The following is a 26,117-nucleotide window of genomic DNA, read 5'->3' as shown; positions in this document are numbered from 1 at the left end:
GCCCGTCCGCGCTTTCAGGAGGAGGCCAGGATGCGGCGGGCCCGCTCGAGAACGGGCTTGTCGACCATCTTCCCGTCGACCACGGACACCCCGTCCTGCGCCATGGTGACCTCCCGGGCCCAGATCAGCTCCTCCTCGGTGGGGGCGAACGCCTTCTCGGTCGGCACCACCTGGGACGGGTGGATGCACAGCTTCCCGGTGAAACCGAGGCGGCGGCCGTGGGCCAGATCGGCGGTCAGGGCGGCCGCGTCCCGGATGGCGGTGGTGACCCCGTCCACGGGCGGCACCAGCTGCGCTGCGGCCGAGGCGCACACCAGCCGGCTGCGGGCGTAGGCCAGTGCCGCGTGGTCGTCAGGGGAGACCCCCAGCTCACCGGCGAGGTCGACGTTTCCCAGCGCGGCCCGTACGACGCCGGGCGAGGAACACACCTCGAAGGCCCGCTCGACGCCGAGTGCCGTCTCGATGAGAGCGACGACGATCCCGGAGGGGCCGAGGCGGTCGGCGAGTTCCGCGAGGGCCGCGGGGTCCTCTGCCTTGGGCACGACGACCGGTGCCCCGCACCGGGCGGCCATCGTCACGTCCTCCTCGTACCAGGGCGTTCCCGGGCTGTTGACGCGGACGAGGGAGTGCCCGTTGGACGTGAGCCATGCGGCCGCATGCTGACGGGCCTCGTCCTTGCGTTCCGGGGCCACTGCGTCCTCGAGGTCGAGGATGGCGGCCCCGGCGCCGCTCCCGGCCGCCTTGGCGAAGCGGTCAGGGCGGTCGGCCGGTACGAAGAGCAGGGTGCGGGCCCGGGTGAGGGAGCTGGTCATGCGAAGGTCACCTCGCCGGTGCTGTGCCGGTCCGCGCGGCCGGTGGAGACCCGCAGGGCGGCGCGGTCGCCCTCCGAGGTCCCGTGGGCGAGCATTCGCTCGTGCCCGTAGATCGGGCTGCGGAGCCGGAAGGAGAAGTTCCGGACGGGGCGCTTCTCGTTGCGGCGGGGCAGCTCCAGCATCAGCAGGGCCAGCAGCGGACCATGCACGACCAGCCCGGCGTGGCCCTCGGTCTCCCGGGTGTACGGGGCGTCGTAGTGGATGCGGTGGGCGTTGGCGGTGAGCGCGCTGAAGCGGAACAGCAGCACCGGGTCCGGGGCCAGTGCGAGCTGCCAGCCCTCCTCGGACTCGGGCTCCTCCGACGCCGTGAGTACGGCCGGTGCTGCCGGGGCAGGGCCGGAGCGGTACACGATGTCCTGCTCCTCGACGGCGCAGACCTCGCCCTCCTGGGCGTACTCGTACCGCACGGTGGTGAACAGCAGGGGGCCGGAGGAGCCCTGCTTGACCGTCACCGAGCCGAGGCTGCTGGTCCGTCGGGTGCGGACGCCGGTCAGCAGGGGGCGGCGCACCTCGTAACGGCCGCCCGCGAACATGCGCTGGCGGTCGGGGACCGGCGGCAGGAAGTGGCCGTCCAGCGGATGGCCGTCCGGGCCGAGGTCCTGCTGCGGTACCCACTCCAGGAAGTACAGCCAGTGCCACAGCGGCGGCAGTGGATCTCCGGCGGCGGGCCCGTCCTCAGGCCGGCCGAGCACCGCGGCGAAGGCGGCTGCCGGTCCGGGGGACAGGTCGTCCTCGCGCACCAGCGCGGTCGGGGCCCAGGAATCGACGTGGGCGGCGAGTTCGTCCGCGGTGAGCGGCATCCTTGTCTCCATCTGTGCGGTCGGGCTCGGTCGTCTGGGACTACCGGCGCGAGTCGGAAGGGGTCAGCGCACGCAGCACGGTACGTACGTCGCCTGCCGACTCCAGGTTGAGCAGCGCGTCGACGGCCTGGTCCGTGTCCGCCTCGCCGAGTACACCCGAGGCGTTGTGCCGGAACTTGCCGACCAGGTCCTCCGTCGTCGCGTACGTTGCGGGGTCCGGGGAGAGGCTGCCCTTGGGAAAGCTGCGTTCGGCGGTGTACGTGGTATGCCGGGCGGTGACCTCGACGCGGGTGGGGCGGGCGGAAGGGTTGGCCTCCAGCGCGGTCACGTAGTCGGGGTGCGGCGCGTAGGTGACCTTGTCCATCAGGGTGCGTACGGAGGAGCCGAAGACCAGGTTCGGGTCCTGCCAGCCGTTACCGGGGGTGATGCGGTGGGCGCCGACGGCGATGCCGTGCGCGATGGTGAACTGCGCGTCGTGGACGTGCTCCACCTCGCGGCTGAGCCACACCGGTTCCATGACCCAGCCCTCGCCCCAGACGCGGATGGACTCGATCTCCTGTGGCTTGATGTCGTGCTTCTCGACGATCTCGATGAGCGCGTCCAGCGGGGCGTGCAGGATGCGGCAGTGCGGGTACGGCTTGTAGCTGTGCTGCGCGGGGAAGTCCCAGCGGGTGCCGAGCCCGTCGGTCAGGTTTTCGGGGACCCAGCGATCGGTGCCGATGAAGCGCCGGTAGCCGACCTCGGCGTCGTCCAGTACTTGCAGGTCGCCTCGGTGGCCCAGCTCGGCCATCCAGCTCGCGGTCAGCGCGGTCTGCGCCAGGGTCCCGGCCTGGAGGTGGTACTTGGCGGTGGAGCTGGGTGCGTGCGCGATCCAGGCCCGGTGGGCGTTGACGGGGGAGGAGGTGGCGGCGATGCCGAGGCCGTGCGCGAGGGTCGGGGCGGACAGCCCGCGGAGCTTGCCGATGGCGGCGGTGGCGCCGAAGATGGTGCTGCTGAAGCCCACCACGGGGGAGAGTGCGGTCTTCCCGTCCTTGGTGTCACGCAGGTAGTCCATCGACTTGCCGAAGCGGTGCGTGATCTCGTGCGCGAGGGCGACGGCCGTCATCAGGTCCTTGCCGCTCGCGCCGCGCTCCTCGGCGACGGCCAGCGCTCCGGGGATCACATACGGCGCCACATGGCCGGGCGGGAGTACGGCGTCGAAGTCGAGGGTGTTGATCAGCTCGCCGTTGGCGAACGCCGCCCCGAACACCGAACTGCGCCGGTCCGAGCCGAGGATAGTGGCGGAATCGTCCGTTCCGCTCTGCAGGCCGGCGTACTCGATGCCGATGCGGCCGCGGGGTTCACCGACGGCGGCGAGGGCGCAGCCGATCGAGTCGAGGAGCACCCGCTTGCTGTCGTCCGCGACCTCCTCCGGCAGGTCGTTGTACGAGGTTGCGGCGGTGAAGTCGGCGAGGCGTTGGGTCAGCGTGGGTGTCATGGAAAACGTCCTTTCCGAGGAGTGGGTGGTCCGGAAGCGGGTCAGCCCTTGCGGTTGTTGACTTCCTCGGTGAGCTGGGGGACGACCTGGAAGAGGTCGCCGACGATGCCGTAGTCGACGAGGTCGAAGATCGGGGCCTCGGCGTCCTTGTTGATCGCGACGATGGTCTTGGAGGTCTGCATGCCGGCCCGGTGCTGGATCGCGCCGGAGATACCGGAGGCGATGTAGAGCTGCGGGGAGACACTCTTGCCGGTCTGGCCGACCTGGTTGGTGTGCGGGTACCAGCCGGCGTCGACCGCGGCACGCGAGGCGCCGACGGCCGCGCCTAGGGAGTCGGCGAGCGCCTCGATGATCGCGAAGTTCTCCGCACCGTTGACCCCGCGGCCGCCAGAGACCACGATCGCGGCCTCGGTCAGCTCCGGGCGCCCGGTCGACTCGCGCGGGGTGCGCGAGACAACCTTCGTGCCCGTCGCCTGCGCGGAGAACGAGACCGCCAGGGTCTCGACCGTACCGGCGGCCGGGGCGGCCTCGACGGCGGCGCTGTTGGGCTTGACCGTGATGACCGGGGTGCCCTTGGTGATGCGGGACTTGGTGGTGAAGGAGGCGGCGAACGCGGACTGGGTGGCGACCGGGCCCGCCTCGCCGGCCTCGAGGTCGACCGCGTCGGTGATGATGCCCGAGCCGATCCGGACCGCGAGGCGCGCGGCGATCTCCTTGCCCTCGGCGGACGAGGGCACCAGCACGGCGGTCGGGGACACCTGCTCGTACGCGGCCTGCAGCGCGTCGACCTTCGGGACGATGAGGTAGTCGGCGAACTCGGGCGCATCCGCGGTGAGCACCTTCACCGCGCCGTGCTCGGCGAGCGCGGCGGCGGTGTTCTCGGCGCCGGAGCCGAGGGCGACGGCGACCGGCTCACCGATCCGGCGGGCCAGCGTCAGCAGCTCCAGGGTGGGCTTGCGGACGGCGCCGCCTGCGTGGTCGACGTAGACGAGGACTTCAGCCATGGGACTTCTTCTCTCCTGCTTGCGAAGTATGAAGGGAGGGTGGTGGGTGGCCGATAAGGGCCGAAGCCTCAGACGAACGTCCGGCCGGCCAGGCTGCTCAGACGAATTTCCGCTCCGCGAGGAAGGCGGCCAGCTGCTTGCCGCCCTCGCCCTCGTCCTTGACGATCGTGCCGGCGGTGCGGGCGGGACGCTCGGCCGCGGAGTCGACCTTGGTCCAGGCCCCCTCCAGACCGACCTGGCCGGCGTCGATCTCCAGGTCCTCGAGGTCCAGGGACTCCACCGGCTTCTTCTTGGCGGCCATGATGCCCTTGAAGGACGGGTAACGCGCCTCGCCCGACTGGTCCGTCACCGACACCACGGCCGGCAGCGACGCCTCGAGCTGCTCGGACGCACTGTCGCCGTCACGGCGGCCCGTGACCCTGCCGTCCTCGACCGACACCTCGGACAGCAGCGTCACCTGCGGAACGCCCAGACGCTCGGCCAGGATCGCCGGCAGCACACCCATCGTGCCGTCGGTCGAGGCCATACCCGCGATCACCAGGTCGTAACCGGTACTCTCGATCGCCTTGGCCAGCACCAGCGACGTGCCCATCACGTCGGTGCCGTGCAGGTCGTCGTCCTCGACGTGAACGGCCTTGTCCGCACCCATCGACAACGCCTTGCGCAGCGCGTCCCTGGCATCCTCCGGACCCACCGTCAGCACCGTGACCTCGGCGTCGTCCGCCTCATCAGCGATCTGCAGCGCCTGCTCGACCGCGTACTCATCCAGCTCCGACAGCAGGCCGTCGACATCGTCGCGGTCGACGGTCAGGTCCTCGGCGAAGTGCCGGTCGCCGGTGGCGTCGGGCACGTACTTCACACAGACAACGATCCTCAAGGCAGGGCCCTTTCATGCTCGGGGCCGTCGGCCCCATGCGGACGTACGGGAAAGAGAGCGGTTCGTCAGAGGGTGGTTGCGGTGCCGCCGTCGACCGGCAGCACGGCTCCGGTGATGTACGAACCGGCGGGCGAGGCCAAGAAGATGGCGGTGCCGGCCATGTCGGTGTCGTTCGCGAAGCGCTTCAGCGGAACCGGCGCCAGCATGGCCTCCTCGCCGCGCTGCTCCAGCGTCCCCTTGAGCATCTTGCTGTTGAACATGCCGGGCGCGATCACGTTGACGGTGATGGAGAACGGAGCCAGCTGGTCCGCGAGATGCCTACTGAGCTGGTGCACCGCGGCCTTTGACGAGGAGTACGCGTACGTCTCGTGGGACGGAATGTGCAGGCCGTCGATCGAGCCGACGGTGATCACCCGGGCCGGGCCCTCGTGAGCGGCAGCCGCCTTCAGCAGCGGCAGCAGCGACTTCACGAGGAAGAACGGGCCCTTGACGTTCAGATTGAAGACCTTGTCCCACCCGGACTCCGGGTACTCCTCGAGCTTTTCGGCCCAGATCGCGCCGGCATTGTTCACCAGCACGTCCAAGCGGGTCTCGCGCTCGGCGAGCTGCGCGGCCAGGGAGCGGCACTCCTCGGCGCTGCCCAGGTTGGCCGCCAGCGCGTGGCACTCGCCGTACTGCGACAGCTCCTTGGCCGCGGCGGCGCAGGCCTCCGCACTGCGCGAGCAGACGTAGACGCGGGCACCCGCACGGACGAAGCCCTCGGCGATGGCGAGGCCGATGCCGCGGCTGCCGCCGGTGACGAGAACGTTTTTCCCCGCGACGGAGAAGAGCGTGGAGAAGGGAGAGTCAGAGTCGGTGGTGGTCATGCGCGGCCTTTCGCGGGGCGTCATCGATCCGTGAACCGGTAAGCTCATCACGCATGATACAAAATATATTCTCTGGCTACAATGGTCATCCTACCGCCGGACCCGCACCATGGAGGCGCACCCATGCCCGCATCAGGAAAGGACCTGGTGGACCTGCTTGACCTTCACGAGGTCGGAACCGACTGCTTTCTGGGGCAGGCGGCTTGCCCCAGCAGGATGGCCCGCACCTACGGCGGGCAGTTGCTGGCCCAGGCACTGATGGCCGCGTACCGCACGGTCCCGTCCGGCCGCCCGGTCCACAGCCTGCACGCCTCTTTCCTTCGGGGCGGTGACGCGAAGGAGCCCGTCCGCTACGACGTGACCAGCGTGCGGGACGGACGGTCCTTCACCGCACGCCGGGTCTGCGGCCATCAGCACGGGCGCCAGATCTTCGAACTCACCGCCTCCTTCCACCGCGACGAGGCGGGCTACGAACACCAAGCACCGATGCCGCGCGTGCCCGTACCGGGGGACGCGGTCCCGCTGGTCGACGCGCTCGAGCGGGCGGACTGCGACACCCGGGCGTTCTGGCGCGAGGAGTGGAAGGCCCTCGACCTGCGCGTCATCCAGGAACGCGAGGCCGCCGCACCGCCCGCGAAGAACGGGGCCGTGGCAGGCGGCCGGCGCCCGGGGCCGGTGACGGAGCGCCTGTGGTTCCGCGTGCACGACCCCCTTGACAGTCAGGAGGTGGCCCTGCACTCCTGTCTCCTGGCCTACATCAGCGACCTGACGCTGCTGTCCACCGCGCTGCGACCGCACGGCTACCCGTTCCTGGCGCCAGAGGTGCAGCGGGCGACCATCAACCACACCATGTGGTTCCACCAGATCGTCCCCGCCGACCAGTGGCTGCTGTACGACAAGTCCTCCGACTGGGCCGGCGGCAGCCGCGGGCTGGCCACAGCCCATGTGTACAGCCCTACCCGGGGGATGGTCGCCACGGTCGCCCAGGAAGGACTGATCCGCCCGCACGGCGTGCACTCCGCGCGCCCCGTTCCCGTACGCTCGCCGCATACCTCTTGACATAACGTGCATCACACATTTTATATCGTGTGAACTTCTGCGTATCTCTGTGTCCGGCCGAGGACGAAGCCCGCCGGCCGCTCCTAAGAGCCACACCGGCTGCCACCACCGAATCGAGGCCGAGTGAACATCCAAGTGGACGCGCCGCACACTGCCGTGTCGGCCGTCTCGGACCGCAAACCCCGGATCAAGGCCCTGGCTGCCGCCATCTCCGCGTCGGCCATCGAGTACTACGACTTCATGATCTATGGAACGGCCGCCGCGCTGATCTTCCACGGCCAGTTCTTCCCCGAAGTGAGCCCGACGACCGGGGTCCTGGCCTCCTTCGCGACCTTCGCCGTGGGCTTCGCCGCCCGACCGCTTGGCGCCGCCGTGTTCGGGCACATCGGCGACCGGCACGGACGCAAGCCCGCCCTGGTCGGTGCCATGGTGCTGATGGGCGTGGCCTCCACGCTCATCGGCCTGCTGCCCAACTTCGCCATGGCCGGGATCATAGCTCCGCTCCTGCTCGTCCTTCTCCGCGTCGCGCAGGGGATGGCGGTCGGCGGGCAGTGGGGCGGCGCGTCCCTGCTGGCCCTCGAGCACGCGCCCCCGAACCGGCGCGGACTCTACGGAGCCATTCCCCAGCTGGGCGTGCCGTTCGGCATGATCACCGGCAATCTCGTCTTCATCCTCGTGGGCCACCTGGTGGGCCCGGAGGCGTTCGACAGCTGGGGCTGGCGGATCCCGTTCCTGCTCAGCATCGTCATGCTGCCGCTCGCCTACGCGATCCACCGCAACATCGAAGACAGCCCCGAGTTCCGCCGCGCCGAGCAGGAGCGCCAGAACCGCGCGCAGGCCGTGCCGAAGTCCTCGCTCGCGGAAGTGCTGCGCCGCCCCAAGGCCATGCTGCTGGCCGCCGGCACGTTCGCCCCGGCCACCATCAGCTTCTACATCATCACCACCGGCATGCTCGACTACGGCGTGCACGAGCTCGGCATGGGCCAGAACACGGTACTGACCGCAGTACTGATCGCCATGTCCGGGTGGACCGCGGGCACGATCGGCTTCGCCGCACTGTCCGACAAGGTGGGGCGCCGCCCCGTGTTCGCCGCCGGAGCCGTCGTCGCGGGGGCGTGGTCGTTCGTGGTGTTCCCGCTGGCCAACACCCGGGAGCTGCCGCTGCTGGTCCTCGGCCTGTTCGTCGGACTCGCCGCGGTCGGGGCGATGCAGGGGCCGGCGGTCGCGATGTTCGCCGAGATGTTCCCGCCCCAGGTGCGCTACACCGGCGCCTCACTCGGGCACCAGATGGCGAACATCGTCGGCGGCGGCTGGGCACCGCTCATCATGGTCGCCCTCCTCGGCGCGGGGGACGGGACCTTCTTGGTCTCGGCGTACGGTGCCGCAGCTGCTGTGCTGGGTCTGATTCCGCTGGCGCTGCTGGGCCGTCTGAAGGAGATTTCATGACCGTCCGTGGACCGCAGCGCTACTGCGACAAGGTGGCCGTCGTCACCGGGGCGGCTTCCGGCATCGGCCGGGCGATCGTCGAGGGCCTCGTCGCTGAAGGGGCCCTGATCGTTGCCAACGACGTGAGTGCCGGGCCGCTCGCGGAGCTGCAGGCGGACCGGGTGGCGACCGTCGCCGCCGATGTCCGGGAACCCGGTGCCGCGCAGCAGTTGGTTGCCGCCGCCCGGGACCTCGGGGGCGGCCGCATCGACGCGCTGTTCAACAACGCGGGCATCAGCCGGCCCTGCCCCGCCGCGGAAGTAGACGATGCGAAGTGGTCGCTCGTCATGGGTGTCAACAATGACGCTGCCTTCCACGTCGTCACCGCCGTCGGCCGGGTCATGATCGAGCAGGGGCACGGGGCGGTTCTCAACACGGCGTCCATCGCCGGCACCCACGGCCTGCCCGGGAACGTGTCGTATGTCGTCTCCAAGCACGCCGCCGTCGGCCTGACTCGCGCGCTCGCCGTCGAATGGGGCGTGCACGGTATCCGGGTCAACGCCCTGTGCCCGGGCCTGACCGCGACCGGGATGAACACCCGTCTGCGGACGGAGGACAGCGGCTACTGGGAGGCTCGAGAGGCCGTCGTCCCGCTGCGCCGGGCGGGAACGTCCGAGGAGCAGGCAGCCGTCGCCCTGTTCCTCAACTCGGAAGAAGCCTCGTATGTCTCGGGCCTCATCGCCGAAGTCGACGGAGGCACGCACGCGTTGTACGCCGGTTACGCAGTGAACCGGCCCGAATGAGGGTGGGCGGAGGGCGGTCCGGCCGCTCCTCCGCCCACCTCGGCGTCAGCCCGCCCGCTCCTCCGTCCACATGCCCCGCTTCTCCAGAGTGTCGATCAGCCGGGCGGCCGTGCCCTGGATGTGCTTCTCGAAGACCGAACGTGCCTTGCGCGCATCGCCGTTCTTCAGCGCGTCCAGCAGCAGCGGGTGCTCCGTACGGGAGTTGTCGACCCGCCCTTCGATGTTCGTGTAGAACTGGTTGGGCAGCTGCTTGACCACCGTGCCCATCAGCAGTGCGAGCCGTCGGGAGTCTGCGGCCAGGTTGACCTCGCGGTGGAAGAAGTGGCCCAGGTCGGTGAGGGCGTTTGTGTCACCCGACTCGGCGGCGCGCTCGTACTCCTCGATGTTGGCCTCCAGCCGCGCGATGGCGGCAGGGGTGATCCGCTTGGCGGCGCGGGCCGCGAGCTCGCCCCCGAGGCGGGCCTGCGCCCAGAAGAGGTCCTCGATGTCGCCGCGGGTGAACGGCGCGACGACGTAACCGCGCCGCGGCACGAGCTGCACGAAGCCCTCGCTCTGCAGGAGCAGCAGCCCTTCACGGACGGGAGTAATGCTGACCCCCAGCGCCTCGGCGATGGGCTCCATGCGGAGGAACTCGCCGGCCTTGACCTCTCCCGAGATGACCAACTCGCGTACGTAGGCGGCCACTTCCTCGGGAAGCTGCTGGCGCTTGTCCCGGGGGGTCCGCCTGGTGGTCGTGGGGCTGCTCTTCACTGTCTCCGGCTCCGTGTTCGTCGGCGTCGCTTCCGTAGATGGTGGCAGTCACCGACTTCGTTGACGGAGTGTCCGCAAACATCATATAGGAAATGAAGTATTCTAGCCTACTTCGCATGCACACAGCAACGGTAGTGGGTCCGGCCACGGCCCGGGGAGGGCAGGGCCCGGAACCGGGGCGCCGTACACGCCTCCGGTCCCGGGCCCTGTGCACCTCCCGGCGCTTGCCGGGCGTCAGCCCTCGCCCTTGTAGTTCTCCAGCAGGCGACGTCCGATGATCATGCGCTGGATGTCTGCGGTGCCCTCGCCGATGAGCAGCATCGGCGCCTCGCGGTAGAGCCGCTCGATCTCGTACTCCTTGGAGTAGCCGTAGCCGCCGTGGATGCGAAACGCGTCCTCGACGACCTCCGCGCAGTACTCGGAGGCGAGGTACTTGGCCATGCCGGCCTCGAGGTCGTTGCGGGCGCCTGAGTCCTTCTTGCGGGCGGCGCGGACCATCATCTGGTGCCCAGCCTCGGTCTTGGTGGCCATCTCCGCGAGCCGGAACAGCACGGCTTGGTGCTGGGCGATCTTCTTGCCGAAGGTCTCCCGCAGTTGGCTGTAGGCGACCGCGAGTTCGTAGGCGCGGTGGGCGACGCCGACGGCTCGTGCCGCGACGTTGACCCGGCCGACCTCGACGCCGTCCATCATGTGGTAGAAGCCCTTGCCGCTGGCGCCGCCCAGGATGCGGTCGGCGCCGATGCGGTGGCCGTCGAAGAGGAGCTCGGTGGTGTCGACGCCCTTGTAGCCCATCTTCTCGATCTTGCGGGGGACGGTGACGCCCTGCGCCGTCTCGCCGAAGCCCTCCTTCTTTTCCACGAGGAACGTGGTCATGTTCCGGTGCGGGGTGTCGTGACCCTCGTCCGTCTTGACCAGTACGGCCACCAGGTTCGCCGAAGCGCCGTTGGTGAGCCACATCTTCTGGCCGTCGATGGTGTACGTGCCGTCGGCGCCCTTGACGGCCTTGGTCTTGATGGCCGAGACGTCCGAGCCGCAGTCGGGCTCCGACATGGAGAACGCTCCGCGTATCTCGCCTGTGGCCATGCGGGGAAGGTAGGAGCGCTTCTGCTCCTCGGTGCCATGGCGGGAGATCATGTAGGCGAGGATGAAGTGGGTGTTGATGACGCCGGAGATGCTCATCCACCCCCGGGAGAGCTCCTCGACCACCAGAGCGTAGGTGAGCAGGGACTCGCCCAGGCCGCCGTACTCCTCGGGGATGGTGAGCCCGAAGATGCCGAGGTCCTTCAGGCCCTCGACGATCTCGGTTGGGTACTCGTCCTTGTGCTCGTACTCCGAGGCGACGGGGAGGATCTTGTCGTCCACGTAGCTGCGGACGGTCCGGAGGATCTCCTCCTGTACGTCCGTCAGACCTTCGGTCTCGCAGAGGCGGCCCATGCGCGCTTCCTTCCTGGTCATGGGGGGTGCGGGGAGCGGTCTCCAGGCCGTGCAGGTGAGGCGCGGAGGAGTCCCCACTGGCATGCATCATATATAAAGTGCGCCACCGAAAGGCTGTGCGTGAACCCTTGTATGAGCAAAATATATTACGTATCTTGCATGATTGCTGGGTCGGATGAGCAGGAAGGAGCCGCAACGATGGGGCAACGAGTAGCCGGCAAGGTGGCCCTGGTCGTGGGCGCCGGGCAGACAGAGGGGGCCACGGTCGGCAACGGCCGGGCCGCCGCGCTGCTGATGGCCCGCGAGGGGGCTGCGGTGGTCGCGGTCGACCGCGACGCGGCCTCCGCGGAGCAGACCGCGAAGGAGATCGTCGACGAGGGCGGCCGGGCGCTGGCCGTACGGGCCGACGTCACCAGCGAGGCCGACATCGAGGCAGCGGTCGCCGCATGCGTCGACGCCTACGGGCGCCTCGACATCTTGCACAACAACGTCGGGGTGGCGGCCGCTGCCGCAGGCGACGCCCCGGTGACGGAGATCGAGCCCGCGGCCTTCTCCCGCATCCTCGCCGTCAACCTGCAGGGCATGGTCCTCACTTGCAAGCACGCCCTCCCCGTCATGCGGGAACAGGGCGGCGGGGTGATCACCAACATTGCCTCCAACGCGGTGCTCATCAACTACCCGAACGTCGGCTACCGCACCTCGAAGGCCGGCGTCCTCTCCCTGACCGAGCACGTGGCCGCGGCCAACGCCTCCTACGGCATCCGGGCCAACGCGATTCTGCCGGGGCTGATGGAGACACCGATGGCGGTGGAGCCCCGCGTGCGGCAGTCGGGAGTCAGCCGGGAGCAGGTGATCGCCGAGCGCAACGCCCGCGTGCCCCTGTGGCACCCAGGCGGGACGGCCTGGGACGTCGCCCATGCCGCTCTGTTCCTCGCCTCCGACGAGGCTGCTTTCATCACCGGGGCCTCCCTCGTGGTCGACGGCGGCCAGAGCCTGATGGCGGGTTGACAGCCCGCAGCGGTCAGCCCCTGAGACGGGGGTTCCGCTACCAGCACGTTTCCGAAATATTTCCTCGTGCGACCGGCAAATTCGCCGACGCCTGAGCCAGAGCGAGGTCAGCGATGCAGCACCTGCCTCTCAAGGGCATCCGCGTCCTGGAGTTCGGGGGGTACATATCCGCCCCATACGCGAGCTCCATGCTGTGCGCCCTGGGCGCCGACGTGATCAAGGTCGAGAAACCGGGGGACGGTGAGGACTTCCGGCGGGGGGTCGACAACCGCAGTCCCTACTTCATCCAGTACAACGCCGGCAAACGCAGCTTCGCCGTCGACCTCAAGCGCCTCGAGGGCATCGAGGCGGTGAAGGCCCTGCTCCCGCGCACCGACGTCGTATTGGAGAACATGCGGCCGGACAAGCTGGCCGCCCTGGGCCTGGGGGAGGAGGAGTGCCGCGCCGAGCGGTCCGACCTCGTCTACGCCTCCGCGTCCGGGTTCGGCGACGGCGGCCCGCTGCGCACCAGGCCCGCCTACGACACGATCGGCCAGGCATTCGGCGGCCTATACACGGTGCTGGGAGAGGCCGGACGCCCGGCGCTGACCGGCTCCTGCCTCGCCGATCTCATCACCGGCGTCACCACGCTGACCGGCGTACTTGCCGCTCTGGTCGGGCGCGCCGCGACCGGCGGCGGACAGCGGGTGGAAACCTCTCTGATGGAGGCGGTCAGCACCCTCACGGTCGACGCGATGACGCAGTACTTCGACAACGGCCACGAAGACCCGTACTGCGGCACCCGCCACCCGCAGGCGCAGAACTTCTGCCTCAAGACCGCGGCTGGCGACGACATCGCCCTGCACCTGTCGTCCTCCCAGAAGTTCTGGCTCGCCCTCCTAGAGGCCATGGACCGGCCCGACCTCGCGGACGACCCGCGCTTCACAACGTACAACCTGCGGATGGAGCACTACGCCGCGCTCATGGCGATCATCGAGGCGGAGTTCGTCACCAAGACGTCCGCCGAGTGGGAGAAGCGGCTTACCCAGGCCGACGTGCCCTTCGCCCCGGTGCTCACCATGTCGGGCTTCATCGAGCACCCCCAGACCCAGTGGCTAGAACTGATGGAACCGGAGCGCGAGGGCCTCTCCCTGCTGCGCCCGCCTTGGCGGTTCGGCGGCACCCGCCCCAAGCGTCCCGGCAAGGCTCCCCTGGTGGGGGAGCACACCTGGGAGCTTGCCTCGGAGGTGTACGACGAGGCGCGCGTGAAAGCCCTGCTCGACTCCGGAGTGCTCTTCGCAGGCGCCTGAGGCGGGTCGTCCGGAAGGGGTGCGGCCCGGGTGAAAGGGCCGCACCGGGAGCGCGTACAGGCGCCGTGAATTCGCGTTCACGACCTTTGCTGCGAGCAGTTCTCCTGAATGCTTCAGCAACTGCCCGATATCCAGGGGCGTTACAGCAATTCTGCTGCACTGAATTTCCCGCGGATTGTCTTCCGGTTTCAACCTGAAGCCTTGACGTACATTATATATAAAGTATGTTGCATGGAGATGGCGATTGCACCGCCGCAGACACCATGGAGGAAACATGAAGCACACTTCAGTGCGGCGTAGGGCCGCAGCGCTGGCCGTTCTGCTGGGTGCCAGTGGGCTGACAGCGTGCGGCGGCGGTCCCCAGGCCGCGGCGGTCAAGGGTCCCTGGAAGGACGTGGTCGCGGCCGCCGAGGAGGAGGGCGCCGTCAGCTTCTACTCGGTGATGCCCGGCGCGCAGAACAAGCGCCTCGTCGACGCCTTCGAGAAGGAGTACCCGGAGATCACCGTCAACCTCACCCGCGGTGCGGGTGAGCTGCCGGCGCGGGTCGAGTCGGAGATCAAGTCGAAGTCGGAGGGCGCCGACGTCTTCCTCTACAGCGACCCGGCCTGGTTCTCCAACCAGAAGGGCGCCTTCCTCGAGGCCGACGGTCCGTCGCTCAAGGGCTGGAACGACGACGCCTGGGCGGTGAAGAGCAAGGTGATCGTTCCCTCCGCCTACCCCTACTCGATGTTCGTGTGGAACAAGAAGATCTTCCCCAAGGGCTTCAAGAAGTGGGAAGACACCGTCGATCCCTCGGTCAAGGGCAAGCTCGGCCTGCGCACCGACGTCACCACGTCGCTCGCCGGCTACCTGGACTTCCAGGAGAAGGAACTGGGCGAGGAACACCTGGTCAAGAGCGGCAAGCTCAGCCCCAAGTTCTACCCCTCGGTCGTCACGATGACGCAGGCCGTCGCCTCGGGAGAGATCGGCGTGACCAACGCCTCCACCCCCTCCACGGTGAAGGAGCTGCAGGACCAGGGCGCGCCGATCGAGGCGACCGTGCCCGATCCCAGTTACTGGATCGAGTGGGGGGCGGCGGCCCTCAACAAGACGCAGCGGCCCAACTCCGCACGCGTCTTCCTCGACTTCATGATGTCCGAGAAGGGCCAGGCCGCGATCAACGGCGACGGCTTCGGCGCCGCCGGGCGCGACGGCGTCGAGGGCGCCATCGAGCCGGCCGAGGACGCGGCGATGCTCGACTCTTCCTCGTACACCCCGGAGCGCATCGAGGAGTCCAACAAGAAGTTCAAGAAGTGGTTCCACTGACCGCGTGGCCCGCAGGGTACTCCGGCAAGGACGTAACAGACATGAACGAGACTCTCACCGAGGTACTCGGCGAGTTCGCCGCCACCGCCGACATGGGCGCCATGCCGCACGAGGTCGTGGACGAGGCCAAGCGGCTGGTCCTGGACACTCTCGGCTGCGCACTGGGTGGTGTCACCGAACCCAAGGGCCGGATCGGCATCGACTACGGCGTGCTGCTGGGCGGGTCGGCGGGCGAGGCCACGGTGTTCGGCACACCCCGCCGCTCGTCTCCCGTGGGCGCGGCCTTCGCGAACGCCGAGCTCGTCAGTGCGCTCGACTTCGACGCCGTGCTGCCCCCGGGCCATGTCTCGCCGTACGTCCTTCCCGGGACCCTGGCGTTCGCCGAGAGCGGCGCCGTCACCGGCAGGAAGCTGATCGAAGCGGTCGCGGTCGCCCACGAGATGACCTACCGCTTCGGTAAGGCCATGGACTACGTCCGCGACATGACGGACGGCGAGACGAAACTCGCCCCGGTCGTCGGCTACGCCTGCTCGGTGTTCGGCGCCGCCGCCGCGGTGGGCATGGTCCGCGGCGACCCCGCGGAGACCATCGCCCACGCGCTCGGCATCGCCGGGGCCCTCTCACCGGTGAACTCCCACGGTGCCTGGATACGTCACGCCCCGAGTTCGACCGTCAAGTACACCCCGGCCGGACCGCTGGTGCAGGCCTCCATCAGCGCGGCGCTGATGGCGGAGCTTGGGCACCGGGGCGACCGGCAGATCCTGGACGACGCCGAGTTCGGCTACCGGCGCTTCATCGCCACCGCGCGCTGGGAGCCGTCCCATCTCACCGACGGGCTGGGCACCGAATGGCGCTTCCCGACGGAGGCGACGTACAAGCCCTACCCCCACTGCCGGGTGCTGCACGCGCCGCTCGATGCCCTGATCGGGCTCGTGCGCGAGCACGGCATCGCCCCCGCGGAGATCGATGCGATCCGGCTGTGGGGCGAGGGGTGGATCAAGGAGCCGGTCTGGCTGAACAACCGCATCGAGCACGTGCAGGACGCGCAGTTCAGCATTGCGCACGGGCTCGCCGCCGGCGCCCATGACCTGCCGCCCAGCCGGGCCTGGCAGGCCCCGGAGTTCGTCTTCGGCGACTCGGTCCTCAACCTGATGAACAAGGTCACCTTCGAGGTCCACCCCGAGTACACGGCGCAGCTCGCGCAGCACCCGTCGGCCCGGCCCACCCGCATCGAGGTCGACGCCCGCGGTACGACCTACGCCGCCGAGCGCAGCTTTCCCAAGGGCAGTCCCTCGCCCGACCCGGACACCACGATGACGACGGACGAGCTGGCCGCCAAGTTCCGGGTCAACGCCGACGGCGTGCTCACCGACGCGGACACCGAGGCCCTGATCGAGGGCGTCCTCGGGCTCGACAAGGCCGAAGACGTCCGGCCGCTGCTGCGCCAGGCGGCCGGCCGACCGGACTGAACCGCCACCGCTTCTTTGCAGCGCCACCGTCCCAGCGCATCAAATACATCATGCACAGGCTCCGGCGCCTCGGAGCCACCCCGCAAGCCCGACCGCACCCCAGGAGGACACCGCCGTGACCACAAAGAGCACCGCAGCGCCGCCCACCGTGGCAGCCGAGCCGGAAAGCCCCGCGCCGACAGCCAAGGTGCAGGTCTCGAAGCTCACCAAGAGCTTCCGCCGGCGCAAGGAGTCCGTCCAGGTCCTCCACGGCATCGACCTGGAGATCGTCGACGGTGAACTCCTCGTCCTCCTCGGGCCGAGCGGCTGCGGCAAGACCACGCTGCTGCGCTGCCTGGTGGGGCTGGAGCGCCCTGACGGCGGGCGCGTGGACCTCGCCGGCCGGACCGTGGTCGACGCCGACACCCGCACCTTCGTGCAGCCCAACCGGCGCGACGTCGCCATGGTCTTCCAGAACTACGCGCTCTGGCCGCACATGGACGTCGCCCGCAACGTCGCCTACCCGCTCAAGTCGCGCGGCCTGAAGAATCTGCTGAGCGGCGGCCGCGTCGAGGAGGTCCTCAAGCTCGTCCAGTGCGACCACCTCGCCGACCGCTACCCGCCCGAGCTCAGCGGCGGCCAACAGCAGCGCGTCTCGCTGGCCCGCGCACTGGCCTCCAACCCTGGCCTGCTCCTGCTCGACGAGCCGCTCAGCAACCTGGACGCGCTGCTGCGCATCGAACTGCGCGCCCAACTCCGCTCCCTCCACCGCCAGCTGGGCTTCACCGGCGTCTACGTCACCCACGACCAGGAGGAGGCTCTGGCGCTGGGCACCCGCGTAGCCGTGATGCGCGAGGGCCGCTTCGAGCAGATCGGCGACCCTGAGGAGGTCTACCGGCGCCCCGCGACCGCGTACGTCGCCGACTTCCTCGGGGCCCGCAACCGCTTGGAGGTCAAGGTCGATGACCTCGGCACCGCCGAAGTCGACGGACAGACCCTGCGCGGCTTCTTCCGCCCCGGCATGCCCGGCACGTACACCCTCCTCTTCCGCGACCAGGACCTCGAACTGCGGGGCGCGGGCGGCAACGAAGGCGTGGCGGGCCGTTCCTGGCTCACCGGCGGCACGGTCCACGAGGTGCTGCCCGGCGGCAACCACAACGAGCACGTGGTGCGCGTCAACGGCATCCGGTTCTGGGTCGGCATCCCGGCGAGCAAGGAGCGGTACGCGCCCGAGACGGACGTCGAGCTGGGGATCGACCCCCGGCACACGCTCTGCTACGACGCCGACGGCAAACTCGTGGAGGGCTGGACCCATGGCGCCTGACCTGCAGACACGTCCGGCGCCGGAGGCGGCCGACCACCCGGACCGCAGCACCGCGATGATCCGGGTGGGCCGGGCCGCCCGCCCGCACTGGCCGTGGGTCCTCCTGACGGTCGTCACCACCGCCCTGGTCCTGGTGCCGGTGATCCCCCTGCAATGGCAGGCATGGAGCGACGGCGCCGACGGCATGCGCCGCCTGGTCGGCATGTCCGACCTGCAGAACGTCGCGGTCAACACGCTGACCCTCGGGATCGGTGCGCTGGTCGTGGGCATGGTGCTCGGGACGGTGCTGGCCCTCGCGTCCTACTCGATGCGGCCGCGGCTGCGGAAGAAGCTCGAGTTCCTGCCCGTGCTGCCGATGGTGGTGCCGTCCGTCGCACACGTCGTCGGCTTCGTGTTCCTCTTCTCACCGGAGAACGGTTACGCCAACACCCTGCTGCGCGCCACGCCGTTCTTCGACGGGGCCTCAGGGCCGATCAACGTGTACACGTTTGAGTGGATCATCGCGTACACGGGCACCCACCTGGCCGCGTTCGTCTACCTGTTCGTCTACACCGGCCTGCGCAACCTCGGCTCCGACTACGCGCTCGCCGCCCGGGTGAACGGAGCGGGCCCCGTCCGGGCACTGTTCACGATCACCCTGCCGCTGCTGCGCCCCACCCTGGTCTACTCCTCCGTGGTGGTCTTCCTCCTGGCGCTGGGCCAGTTCACCGGCCCGCTCCTGCTCGGCCGTCGCGAGGGCTTGGACGTCGTGACGACCAAGATGTACACGCTGAGCGCGGAGTACCCGGTCGACTACCAGCTCGCCTCCGCACTCGGCACGCCGCTGCTCCTGCTGGCCATCTTCCTGGTGATCTTCCAGACCCGTTCGCTGGCGAACCAGAACCGCTTCGTGGGGCAGGGTGCCTCCTCCCTCGACAACCGGCAGCTGACCCGTACGGGCAGCGCGGTGTCGGCGTGCATCGTGCTGGCGTACACAACGATCGCGGCGTTCCTGCCGCTGCTGGCCATCGCCTTCGTCGGTCTGTCGCCGTACTGGAGCGGCACGCCCTCCTTCGGCGCCATGACGACCGAGCACTTCTCGGCCGTGCTGAACGACCCGCAGATCCTGCAGGCCGTAACCACGACGCTCACTGTGTCCCTGACCGGCGTGGCGATAGTCATCCCGCTTGGCATGCTGATCTCGCTGGCCATCTACAATCGGGACCGCATGTGGCGCCCGGTGCCGGCGGTCCTCGACCTGGTGGCGAACATGCCGCTGACCGTTCCGGCCGCGCTGCTCGGCTTCGGTTTCCTTTTTGCGTTCTCCCACCCGGGCATCGGCCTCTATGGCAGCCAGACGAGCCTGATCATCGCGTATGTGACGATCATGCTGCCGTACTCCGTCCGCTACCAGCTGGCCACGATCATGTCGCTGGGCCGCTCGACGCTGGAGGCATCGCAGGTCAGCGGGGCGCATCCGCTGCGTACCTTCTTTCAGGTGCTGCTGCCGCTGGCCCGGGCGGGCATCGCCTCCTCGGCGGCGATCGTCTTCGTGCTGCTCACCCACGAGTTCGGCGTCTCGCTGCTGCTGCGCGGGCCGACGACCAAGGTCCTGTCCGTCGTCCTGTTCGACGAGTATGGCGGCGGCACCTACGCCCAGGTCGCGGTGATCGCCCTGCTGATGACCGTGGTGACGGGTCTCGGCGTCGCGCTGGCGATGGCGTTCGGCGGCCGCCGGGCGCTAGAGCGGCTCTGAGGATGGCAGCTGCACCGCGAACGACGGCGCTCGTCGTCCTGCCGGGACTGGCGAGCGCAGTCATCGGCATGGTTGGCCCGCTGCCCGGCGCCCTGGTGTTCGCGATCCGCGAGGACTTCGCGTTCACCGCGAGCGACGTGGGCTTCAGCTTCGCCGGCTTCTACCTCGCCTCGGCAGTGGTCGCCCAGTTCGCCGGGCGGCTGATGGCCAGATGGAGTCAGCTCACGCTGATCCGTCTCGGCCTCGCCCTGTGTGCCGCGGTCGCCGTCACGGTCGCCCTGTGGAGCGGCCGATGGCAGCTCTTCGCGGCAGCCGGGATATGCGGGGCCGCCAACGGCCTGTCGACGCCGGCCGTCAACCTACTCATCGCCAGGGTGGTTCCCCCGCACCGACGTGGCCTCGCCTTCGGAGTGCGGATGTCCGCCGTACCGGGAGGTGCGTCGCTGGCCGCGCTGGCGGCCTACTTCGTGGTCGGCCACGGGCACGACTGGCGGGTGGTGTACGCCGGATACTCCGTGCTTTGCCTGGCCACCGTTGCTGCCATGGGCTGGATCGGGCACAGCGCCCGATCCTCGCCCGAGGCGCTGCAGCCCCACTGCGCCGGTGACGGCGCGGGGCAGGCCCGGGGTCTGGGGCTGCTGGCGACCACGGGTCTCCTGGCGGCCTCGGGCGGGGCCGTTCTCCCGCCGTTCCTGGTCGAGGGCATGGTCCACGGTGGTGTCACGGCCGGTACCGCGGCCATCTTCCTGGCGGTGGGGTCTTGGTTGGGTATGGGAGCGCGCATCGTCGTCGGTGTGCTCTCCGACCGACTGCCGCGCCCGCAACTCCATCTCGCCGGCGTCATCATCAGCCTGGTGGCCGGCAGCCTCGGCATGGTCAGCCTGGCACTGGGCCGGGGCCCGCTCGTGGTCGGCGCGGCCGCGGTGGTGACGTTCGGCCTGGGCTGGGCGTGGCCGGGGCTGCTGCACTACGCGGCGATTCAGGTGTATCCGCGGCACCTCGTACGGACCACGACTCGTCTGCAGAGCGGCACCTTCCTGGGCGGCCTGCTGGGCCCGGCCCTCTTCGGACTGGCCGTCACGCACGCCTCGTTCACCTGGGCCTGGCTGGGTGCGGCCGCAGTGATGGCGTTCGCCGCCATAGCGGTGTGGAGCGTCGTACGGCGAATCGAGGTCACGCCCGCGCCAGAGGCGGGCACACCTGCGCAGAGGCCCGATGCGCCCGCTCACCACAGTGATCCACATCACGATTGAAAATATATGATATTTCAAAGCCTTGGCATGCAAGATATATAATGTACGCTGCATCATGAAAAGGAGGTTCCGATGAAGCCGATGCGCTCCGTTCTCTTCGTGCCCGGCCACCGCGACACCTGGGTGGATAAAGCCCTGGCCGCCGGCGCCGACGGCGTGATCCTCGACCTGGAGGACTCGGTCCCGGCCGACCTGAAGGTCGAGGCGAGGGCCGAGGTCGCACGCTCGATCGCCCGCCTCCACAAGGCCGGCTCCCAGGCTGGTCTGTATGTACGGGTCAACGCGCTGGACACCGGCATCGCCGGCGACGACATCGCCGCGGTGGTCGTGCCAGGCCTGCACGGGCTGAGCCTGCCGAAGACCTTCGGGCCGGAGGACATCGTCCGGTTCGACGCCCTGGTGACCCACTTCGAGCTGAAGAACGGCGTCGAGCCCGGCTCGGTGGAATTCATCTGCAACCTCGAGACTGCCGAGGCCTACGCCCATTGCGAGCAGATGGCCAAGGCGTCACCGCGGGTGGCGACCCTCTTCGCCGGCACCGCCCGGGACGCCGACGTGTCCCGCTCCATCGGGTTCCAGTTCACCCCCGAGGGGCTGGAGACGCTCTACCTGCGCAGCCGCGCCGTCCTGGCGTCACGCACCGCCGGCCTGGAGTTCCCGCTGGTCGGTGTATGGCAGGACCTCTCCGACCCGGACGGCGCCCGCCGCTTCTCCGAGCAGAACCGCGAGCTCGGCTTCCGCGGCCAGGTCCTCATCCACCCCTCGCACATCGCGGTGGCCAACGAGGTCTTCAGCCCCTCGAGGTTCGAGGTCGAGTTCTACGAGGGCATGATCGCCGCCTTCGAGGAGGCCGAGGCCGGGGGCGCCGCCGCCGTGCTCTACGAGGGCATGCACGTCGACTACGCCCACATCAAGACCGCCCGCGACGTGCTCGCCTACAGCCGCCTCCTCGCCGAGCGCGCCGCCGCCAACTGAGCCCTGCACCAAGGAAAGAGGAATGAAGATGCCCGGCCTCTACTTCGAAGAGTTCGAACCCGGCATGGTGATCGAGCACCAGACCCGTCGCACCATCTCCGAGAGCGACAACATCACCTTCTGCGCCCTGACGCTGAACCTTGCGCCGCTCCACCTGGACGCGGAGTACGCCAAGGACAGCATCTACGGCCAGCGGATCGTGAACAGCCTCTACACCCTCGGTCTGGTGACCGGCATCTCCATGCAGGACACCACCCAGGGCACCACCCTCGGCAACCTCGGTTTCAGCGAGATCACCTTCCCCAAGCCGCTGTTCCACGGCGACACCGTCCGGGTGCGCACCGAGATCGTGAGCAAGCGGGAGTCCCGCAGCCGCAACGACTCGGGGATCGTCCAGTTCCGGCACTACGGCATCAACCAGCGCGACGAGGTCGTGTGCGACTGCGCGCGCGCCGGCCTGATGTTCAAGCGCGCCACCGTCGAGACCGCCGCCTGAGCCACTAGTCGACAGGGGAGAGCTGATGACACAGCCGCGACGGTTCGCCGCGCCGGCGGAGCCCGCCTGGGTTCCCGGCGACGCCGAGCGCGGCCGCAGCCGGCTGCTGCGGGCGATGGAGCGCTGGGGCATCTCCGACATCCAGGAGCTGCACACCAGGTCGCTCCGGGACCCGGAGTGGTTCTGGCGGGCCGTGGTCGAGGACCTCGACATCACCTTCACCACCCCGTTCGAGGCCGTACGGGACGACTCGGACGGCCACGAGTTCCCGCGCTGGTTCGTCGGAGGCCGACTGAACGCCGCCGAACTCTGCGCCCACCGGCACGCCATGAGCGACCGGGCGACCCGGACGGCCGTCGTCTACGAGGGCGACGCGGGCCAGCGCCGCACGCTGACCTACGCCGAACTCGATCGGGAGGTGCGCAGGTTCGCGGCCAACCTCGCGGGCCTGGGCGTGGGGCGGGGCGACCGCGTCGTCCTGTTCCTGCCGGTGGTGCCGGAGTCCGTCGTGGCCTTCCTGGCCTGCGCCATGATCGGCGCGATCTCGGTGCCGGCTTTCACCGGGTACGGAGCGGAGGCTCTGGCCATGCGGCTGCGCGACTCCGAGGCAGTGGTCCTGGTGACCGCCGACGGCACCACCCGCCGCGGCAAGAAGGTCGGGCTCAAGGCCACCGCCGACGAGGCCCTGCAGGACGCACCCTCCGTACGGAACGTCGTCGTGGTGCAGCACCTCGGTGACGGCACCGACATGACGGCGGGCCGCGACATCCACTGGGACGACCTCCCTGCGGGCCCGGCCCCGGTCAAGACCGTCGACGCCGACGCCCAGGACCCGCTGACGCTCATCTACACCTCCGGGACGACGGGCGCGCCCAAGGGCATCGTGCACTCGCACGCCGGCTTCGCGGTCAAGGCGGCGGTCGACTTCGCGTACGGCTTCGACATCCATGAGGACGATGTCATCGCCTGGATCGCCGACATGGGCTGGATGCTCGGCCCGCTCCTGATCATGGGTGGGCTGCAGCTGGGCGCCACCGTTGTGCTCACAGAAGGGGTGCCGACCCACCCTGGACCAGACCGGCTCTGGGAGATAGCCCGGCGCAACGGCGTCACCTTCCAGGGCATCGCGCCGACGGCCGCCCGGGCGGTGAAGAACGCCGGCGGCGGGGATTTCTCGGACCTGCCAGCCGTGCGGTCCTTCGCCTCCACGGGCGAGGCATGGGACGAGCCGACCTGGTGGTGGCTGTTCGAAACCGTCGGCGGTGGCTCCCGCCCAATCGTCAACTACAGCGGCGGCACCGAGACCGGCGGCGGCATCCTGGTCACTTACCCCTTCCTGGCCAGCGACGCGGCGGCCTTCAACGGCCCGCTGCCCGGCATGGATGTCGCCGTCCTGAACGATTCCGGCCAGGAAGTCACCGGCTCCGCAGGTGAGTTGACCGTACGCAACACCTGGCCCGGCATGACCCACGCCTTCTGGCAGGACCGCAGCCGCTACCTGGAGACGTACTGGCAGCGGTGGCCGAAGATCTGGCGCCACGGAGACATGGCCAGCGTGGACGCCGACGGGACGTGGCGGATCCACGGGCGCTCCGACGACACGATCAAGGTGTCAGGGCGCCGGGTCGGGCCCGCCGAGCTGGAGGCCGCGCTGCTCAAGGACGCCCGTATCGCCGAGGCGGCCGTGATCGGCGTGCCCGACCCCGACCGGGGCCAGCGGGTCGTCGCCTTCGTCGTCGTTCGTGACGACGCCGACCACGACGACCTCGTCGCCACCGCCGTCCACCACGTCGGCAGGTCGTTCGCCCCCGACGTCGTCGTCGTACCGACCCTCCCCAAGACCAAGAACGGCAAGATCATGCGCCGCGCGATCAGGGCCCGCCACCTCGGCCTGCCGCCCGGAGACATGTCGTCGCTCGATCCCGCCACCCCGCTCGAAGCCATACCCCACCACCACGAAGCAGGAGAGAAGCGATGACCGAGAAGGACCCCGCGGACCTCGAGCTGATCCGCAAAACAACGCGCGAACTGGCCCGCAAGTTCGACCTGGAGTACTGGCGGGAGAAGGACGCCAAGCACGAGTACCCCTGGGAGTTCGTCAAGGCGTTCGCCGACGGCGGCTGGCTCGGCGCGATGATCCCCGAGGAGTACGGCGGCATCGGTCTCGGCCTCGTGGAGTCCGCAGTCATGCTGCACGAGATCGGCTACTCCGGCGCCGGCGCCTCCGGCGCCTCGGCGATCCACTTCTACATCTTCCCGCCCGGTCCCATCATCCGGCACGGCTCCGAGGAGATGAAGCGGGAGTTCCTGCCGCAGATCGCCAAGGGCGAGCTGCTCATGTGCTTCGGCGTGACCGAGCCGACCGCCGGTGTCGACACCTCGCGCATCAGCACCCGCGCCGTCAAGACAGACGGCGGCTGGGTGATCAACGGCCAGAAAGTGTGGATCACCAACGCCCAGAACGCCAAGAAGATCCTCCTGCTGGCCCGGACCTCCCCGCGGTCGGAGGAGAAGCCGATGGACGGCATGACGCTGTTCTTCACCGACCTGGACCGCGAGCGCATCACCGTCCGCGAGATCGACAAGCTGGGCCGCTCGGCCATCGACTCCAACGAGCTGTTCATCGACAACCTCGAGGTCCGTGACGACGAGGTCGTCGGCGAGGTCGGCAAGGGCTTCTCCTACCTGCTCGACGGCCTGAACCCTGAGCGCATCGTGGTCGCCATGGAGCAGATCGGCCTGGGCCGCGCCGCCCTGGACGAGGCCGTGAAGTACGCCAACTCCCGGGTCGTCTTCGACCGCCCCATCGGCAAGAACCAGGCCGTCGCCCACCCGCTCGCCGACTCCTGGATCCGCCTCCAGGCCGCCGAGCAGATCGCCATGAAGGCCGCCGAACTGTACGACGCAGAGCAGCCGTGCGGCCCCGAGGCCAACGCGGCCAAGTTCCTCGGCAGCGAGGCCGGCTTCCAGGCGTGCGACCGCGCGATGCAGACCCTCGGCGGTTACTCGTACGCCAAGGAGTACTACGTCGAGCGGTTCTGGCGAGAGTCGCGGCTGCTCAAGGTCGCGCCCATCTCGCAGGAGATGGTGCTCAACTACGTCTCCACCAAGATCCTCGGCCTCCCGAAGTCGTACTGATGAAGGGGCGGATGAGCAAGGAAGGCCGCATGCTCGAGGGCAAGGTTGCCATCGTCACCGGCGGCGGGCAGGGCATCGGCCTTGCGATCGCCGAGGCCCTGCTGGACCACGGCGCCAAGGTCATGATCGCCGACATCGACGGTGACAAGGCTGCCGCTGCCGTGGAGCCGTGGCGGGCGGACGGGGCACCGGTGCTGGCCGCCCCGTGCGACGTCACCAGCGAGACCGACCAGGAGCAGCTGGTGGCGCGCTGCCTGGCCGAGTTCGGCGGCGTCGACATCCTCGTCAATAACGCCGGCGTCACCCGCGACCGGTACATGACGAAGATGACGCCCGAGGACTTCGACCTGGTCCTCAACGTCAGCCTCCGGGGTGCCTGGCTGGGCACCCGGGCCGTGGCAGGGCTGTTCCGCAAGCAGGGCAGCGGCGCAGTCGTCAACGTCTCCTCGCTGTCCGGGAAGATCGGCAACCCCGGTCAGACCAACTACAGCGCGGCGAAAGCCGGTCTAATCGGTCTGACGAAGGCGGCCGCGAAGGAGCTCGGCCCCTCCGGCGCCCGGGTCAACGCGATCCAGCCCGGCCTGATCCGGACCGACATGACGCTCGCCATGAAGCCGGAGATCTTCGCATCCAAGGAGGCCGAAGTCCCCATGGGGCGTGCGGGCACGCCCGACGAGGTGGCGGACGCGGTGGCGTTCCTGGCCGGCCCGATGGCGTCGTACATCAACGGCGCCGTCCTCGAAGTCACCGGCGGGCGCGGGATCTGAGGACCCGCCCC

Annotated in this window: 23 protein-coding genes; 15 read left to right on the top strand and 8 right to left on the bottom strand. The window is 69.3% G+C overall.

The features are described 5' to 3' along the window. Window positions 1-14: 14 nt before the first annotated feature. The 6 genes from OH809_RS09900 to OH809_RS09875 all read right to left on the bottom strand — a co-directional run bounded on the left by OH809_RS09900 (window position 15) and on the right by OH809_RS09875 (window position 5,896). Window positions 15-812, bottom strand: coding sequence for an HpcH/HpaI aldolase/citrate lyase family protein (locus tag OH809_RS09900; protein WP_406422762.1), 798 nt, complete (start codon window positions 810-812; stop codon window positions 15-17). Further along, complete coding sequence (locus OH809_RS09895; protein WP_406422763.1) at window positions 809-1,672, bottom strand: hypothetical protein; 864 nt, start codon at window positions 1,670-1,672, stop codon at window positions 809-811. The genes OH809_RS09900 and OH809_RS09895 overlap by 4 nt, the downstream gene beginning before the upstream one ends. A 40-nt stretch (window positions 1,673-1,712) precedes the next feature. Then, window positions 1,713-3,149 carry an MmgE/PrpD family protein gene (locus OH809_RS09890; RefSeq protein WP_406422764.1) on the bottom strand — a complete coding sequence of 479 codons (1,437 nt, stop codon included), beginning with the start codon at window positions 3,147-3,149 and terminating at the stop codon, window positions 1,713-1,715. Between the two features lie 41 nt (window positions 3,150-3,190). Beyond that, complete coding sequence (locus tag OH809_RS09885; RefSeq protein ID WP_406422765.1) at window positions 3,191-4,153, bottom strand: electron transfer flavoprotein subunit alpha/FixB family protein; 963 nt, start codon at window positions 4,151-4,153, stop codon at window positions 3,191-3,193. A 97-nt stretch (window positions 4,154-4,250) separates the two neighbouring features. Then, a complete protein-coding gene (locus tag OH809_RS09880) occupies window positions 4,251-5,012 on the bottom strand; it encodes an electron transfer flavoprotein subunit beta/FixA family protein (protein WP_406422766.1) in 762 nt (253 codons plus the stop codon). Window positions 5,013-5,095: 83 nt separating this feature from the next. Beyond that, on the bottom strand, window positions 5,096-5,896 hold the full coding sequence (locus OH809_RS09875) for an SDR family NAD(P)-dependent oxidoreductase (protein ID WP_406422767.1): 801 nt from the start codon (window positions 5,894-5,896) through the stop codon (window positions 5,096-5,098). A gap of 123 nt (window positions 5,897-6,019) precedes the next feature. Here OH809_RS09875 and OH809_RS09870 point away from each other — a divergent pair, with 123 nt between their 5' ends. From OH809_RS09870 to OH809_RS09860, 3 genes are all read left to right on the top strand, one after another. Continuing rightward, window positions 6,020-6,955, top strand: a complete 936-nt coding sequence (locus tag OH809_RS09870; protein ID WP_406422768.1) for an acyl-CoA thioesterase — start codon at window positions 6,020-6,022, stop codon at window positions 6,953-6,955. A 123-nt stretch (window positions 6,956-7,078) separates the two neighbouring features. Further along, the gene (locus OH809_RS09865) at window positions 7,079-8,401 is read left to right on the top strand and encodes an MFS transporter (protein WP_406422769.1); all 1,323 of its coding nucleotides are present in this window, start codon (window positions 7,079-7,081) and stop codon (window positions 8,399-8,401) included. Beyond that, the gene (locus OH809_RS09860; protein ID WP_406422770.1) at window positions 8,398-9,183 is read left to right on the top strand and encodes an SDR family NAD(P)-dependent oxidoreductase; all 786 of its coding nucleotides are present in this window, start codon (window positions 8,398-8,400) and stop codon (window positions 9,181-9,183) included. The genes OH809_RS09865 and OH809_RS09860 overlap by 4 nt, the downstream gene beginning before the upstream one ends. A 45-nt stretch (window positions 9,184-9,228) precedes the next feature. On the opposite strand, the gene OH809_RS09855 is transcribed toward OH809_RS09860, so the two are convergent. Beyond that, entirely contained in the window at window positions 9,229-9,933 is a 705-nt protein-coding gene (locus OH809_RS09855; RefSeq protein ID WP_406422771.1) for a GntR family transcriptional regulator, read from the bottom strand. Window positions 9,934-10,167: 234 nt separating this feature from the next. Then, window positions 10,168-11,367: an acyl-CoA dehydrogenase family protein gene (locus tag OH809_RS09850; protein WP_406425266.1), complete on the bottom strand. Its 1,200-nt coding sequence runs from the start codon at window positions 11,365-11,367 to the stop codon at window positions 10,168-10,170. Window positions 11,368-11,565: 198 nt separating this feature from the next. Here OH809_RS09850 and OH809_RS09845 point away from each other — a divergent pair, with 198 nt between their 5' ends. The 12 genes from OH809_RS09845 to fabG all read left to right on the top strand — a co-directional run bounded on the left by OH809_RS09845 (window position 11,566) and on the right by fabG (window position 26,106). Beyond that, complete coding sequence (locus OH809_RS09845) at window positions 11,566-12,375, top strand: SDR family NAD(P)-dependent oxidoreductase (protein ID WP_406422772.1); 810 nt, start codon at window positions 11,566-11,568, stop codon at window positions 12,373-12,375. 113 nt (window positions 12,376-12,488) lie between these two features. Beyond that, a complete protein-coding gene (locus OH809_RS09840; RefSeq protein ID WP_406422773.1) occupies window positions 12,489-13,664 on the top strand; it encodes a CaiB/BaiF CoA transferase family protein in 1,176 nt (391 codons plus the stop codon). Window positions 13,665-13,938: 274 nt separating this feature from the next. Next, complete coding sequence (locus OH809_RS09835) at window positions 13,939-14,970, top strand: ABC transporter substrate-binding protein (protein ID WP_406422774.1); 1,032 nt, start codon at window positions 13,939-13,941, stop codon at window positions 14,968-14,970. Window positions 14,971-15,011: 41 nt separating this feature from the next. Further along, entirely contained in the window at window positions 15,012-16,439 is a 1,428-nt protein-coding gene (locus OH809_RS09830) for an MmgE/PrpD family protein (RefSeq protein WP_406422775.1), read from the top strand. 115 nt (window positions 16,440-16,554) lie between these two features. Next, entirely contained in the window at window positions 16,555-17,742 is a 1,188-nt protein-coding gene (locus tag OH809_RS09825; protein ID WP_406422776.1) for an ABC transporter ATP-binding protein, read from the top strand. After that, window positions 17,732-19,477 (top strand): ABC transporter permease, encoded by a 1,746-nt coding sequence (locus OH809_RS09820; RefSeq protein ID WP_406422777.1) that lies wholly within the window; start codon window positions 17,732-17,734, stop codon window positions 19,475-19,477. Before OH809_RS09825 ends, OH809_RS09820 begins: the two co-directional genes overlap by 11 nt. Window positions 19,478-19,479: 2 nt before the next feature. Beyond that, window positions 19,480-20,730, top strand: a complete 1,251-nt coding sequence (locus OH809_RS09815; protein WP_406422778.1) for an MFS transporter — start codon at window positions 19,480-19,482, stop codon at window positions 20,728-20,730. A gap of 72 nt (window positions 20,731-20,802) precedes the next feature. Next, entirely contained in the window at window positions 20,803-21,705 is a 903-nt protein-coding gene (locus OH809_RS09810) for an HpcH/HpaI aldolase/citrate lyase family protein (protein ID WP_406422779.1), read from the top strand. A gap of 22 nt (window positions 21,706-21,727) precedes the next feature. Continuing rightward, window positions 21,728-22,201 (top strand): MaoC family dehydratase, encoded by a 474-nt coding sequence (locus tag OH809_RS09805; protein ID WP_406422780.1) that lies wholly within the window; start codon window positions 21,728-21,730, stop codon window positions 22,199-22,201. Window positions 22,202-22,226: 25 nt separating this feature from the next. Further along, complete coding sequence (locus tag OH809_RS09800) at window positions 22,227-24,179, top strand: AMP-binding protein (protein WP_406422781.1); 1,953 nt, start codon at window positions 22,227-22,229, stop codon at window positions 24,177-24,179. After that, a complete protein-coding gene (locus OH809_RS09795; RefSeq protein ID WP_406422782.1) occupies window positions 24,176-25,339 on the top strand; it encodes an acyl-CoA dehydrogenase family protein in 1,164 nt (387 codons plus the stop codon). Before OH809_RS09800 ends, OH809_RS09795 begins: the two co-directional genes overlap by 4 nt. Before the next feature lie 29 nt (window positions 25,340-25,368). Continuing rightward, entirely contained in the window at window positions 25,369-26,106 is a 738-nt protein-coding gene (fabG, locus tag OH809_RS09790; protein ID WP_406422783.1) for a 3-oxoacyl-ACP reductase FabG, read from the top strand. The last annotated feature ends 11 nt before the right edge of the window (window positions 26,107-26,117 follow it).

It is taken from the genome of Streptomyces sp. NBC_00873 (assembly GCF_045207415.1).
Lineage (GTDB): Bacteria > Actinomycetota > Actinomycetes > Streptomycetales > Streptomycetaceae > Streptomyces.
This window is presented reverse-complemented; position numbering and strand designations above follow the sequence as displayed.

What these genes read in the sequence shown, in the direction of transcription:
- OH809_RS09900 (WP_406422762.1), bottom strand. Translation starts at nt 812, where the DNA reads ATGACCAGCTCCCTCACCCGGGCCCGCACCCTGCTCTTCGTACCGGCC.
- OH809_RS09895 (WP_406422763.1), bottom strand. Translation starts at nt 1,672, where the DNA reads ATGCCGCTCACCGCGGACGAACTCGCCGCCCACGTCGATTCCTGGGCC.
- OH809_RS09890 (WP_406422764.1), bottom strand. Translation starts at nt 3,149, where the DNA reads ATGACACCCACGCTGACCCAACGCCTCGCCGACTTCACCGCCGCAACC.
- OH809_RS09885 (WP_406422765.1), bottom strand. Translation starts at nt 4,153, where the DNA reads ATGGCTGAAGTCCTCGTCTACGTCGACCACGCAGGCGGCGCCGTCCGC.
- OH809_RS09875 (WP_406422767.1), bottom strand. Translation starts at nt 5,896, where the DNA reads ATGACCACCACCGACTCTGACTCTCCCTTCTCCACGCTCTTCTCCGTC.
- OH809_RS09870 (WP_406422768.1), top strand. Translation starts at nt 6,020, where the DNA reads ATGCCCGCATCAGGAAAGGACCTGGTGGACCTGCTTGACCTTCACGAG.
- OH809_RS09860 (WP_406422770.1), top strand. Translation starts at nt 8,398, where the DNA reads ATGACCGTCCGTGGACCGCAGCGCTACTGCGACAAGGTGGCCGTCGTC.
- OH809_RS09850 (WP_406425266.1), bottom strand. Translation starts at nt 11,367, where the DNA reads ATGGGCCGCCTCTGCGAGACCGAAGGTCTGACGGACGTACAGGAGGAG.
- OH809_RS09845 (WP_406422772.1), top strand. Translation starts at nt 11,566, where the DNA reads ATGGGGCAACGAGTAGCCGGCAAGGTGGCCCTGGTCGTGGGCGCCGGG.
- OH809_RS09840 (WP_406422773.1), top strand. Translation starts at nt 12,489, where the DNA reads ATGCAGCACCTGCCTCTCAAGGGCATCCGCGTCCTGGAGTTCGGGGGG.
- OH809_RS09835 (WP_406422774.1), top strand. Translation starts at nt 13,939, where the DNA reads ATGAAGCACACTTCAGTGCGGCGTAGGGCCGCAGCGCTGGCCGTTCTG.
- OH809_RS09830 (WP_406422775.1), top strand. Translation starts at nt 15,012, where the DNA reads ATGAACGAGACTCTCACCGAGGTACTCGGCGAGTTCGCCGCCACCGCC.
- OH809_RS09820 (WP_406422777.1), top strand. Translation starts at nt 17,732, where the DNA reads ATGGCGCCTGACCTGCAGACACGTCCGGCGCCGGAGGCGGCCGACCAC.
- OH809_RS09815 (WP_406422778.1), top strand. Translation starts at nt 19,480, where the DNA reads ATGGCAGCTGCACCGCGAACGACGGCGCTCGTCGTCCTGCCGGGACTG.
- OH809_RS09810 (WP_406422779.1), top strand. Translation starts at nt 20,803, where the DNA reads ATGAAGCCGATGCGCTCCGTTCTCTTCGTGCCCGGCCACCGCGACACC.
- OH809_RS09805 (WP_406422780.1), top strand. Translation starts at nt 21,728, where the DNA reads ATGAAGATGCCCGGCCTCTACTTCGAAGAGTTCGAACCCGGCATGGTG.
- OH809_RS09800 (WP_406422781.1), top strand. Translation starts at nt 22,227, where the DNA reads ATGACACAGCCGCGACGGTTCGCCGCGCCGGCGGAGCCCGCCTGGGTT.
- OH809_RS09795 (WP_406422782.1), top strand. Translation starts at nt 24,176, where the DNA reads ATGACCGAGAAGGACCCCGCGGACCTCGAGCTGATCCGCAAAACAACG.
- fabG (WP_406422783.1), top strand. Translation starts at nt 25,369, where the DNA reads ATGCTCGAGGGCAAGGTTGCCATCGTCACCGGCGGCGGGCAGGGCATC.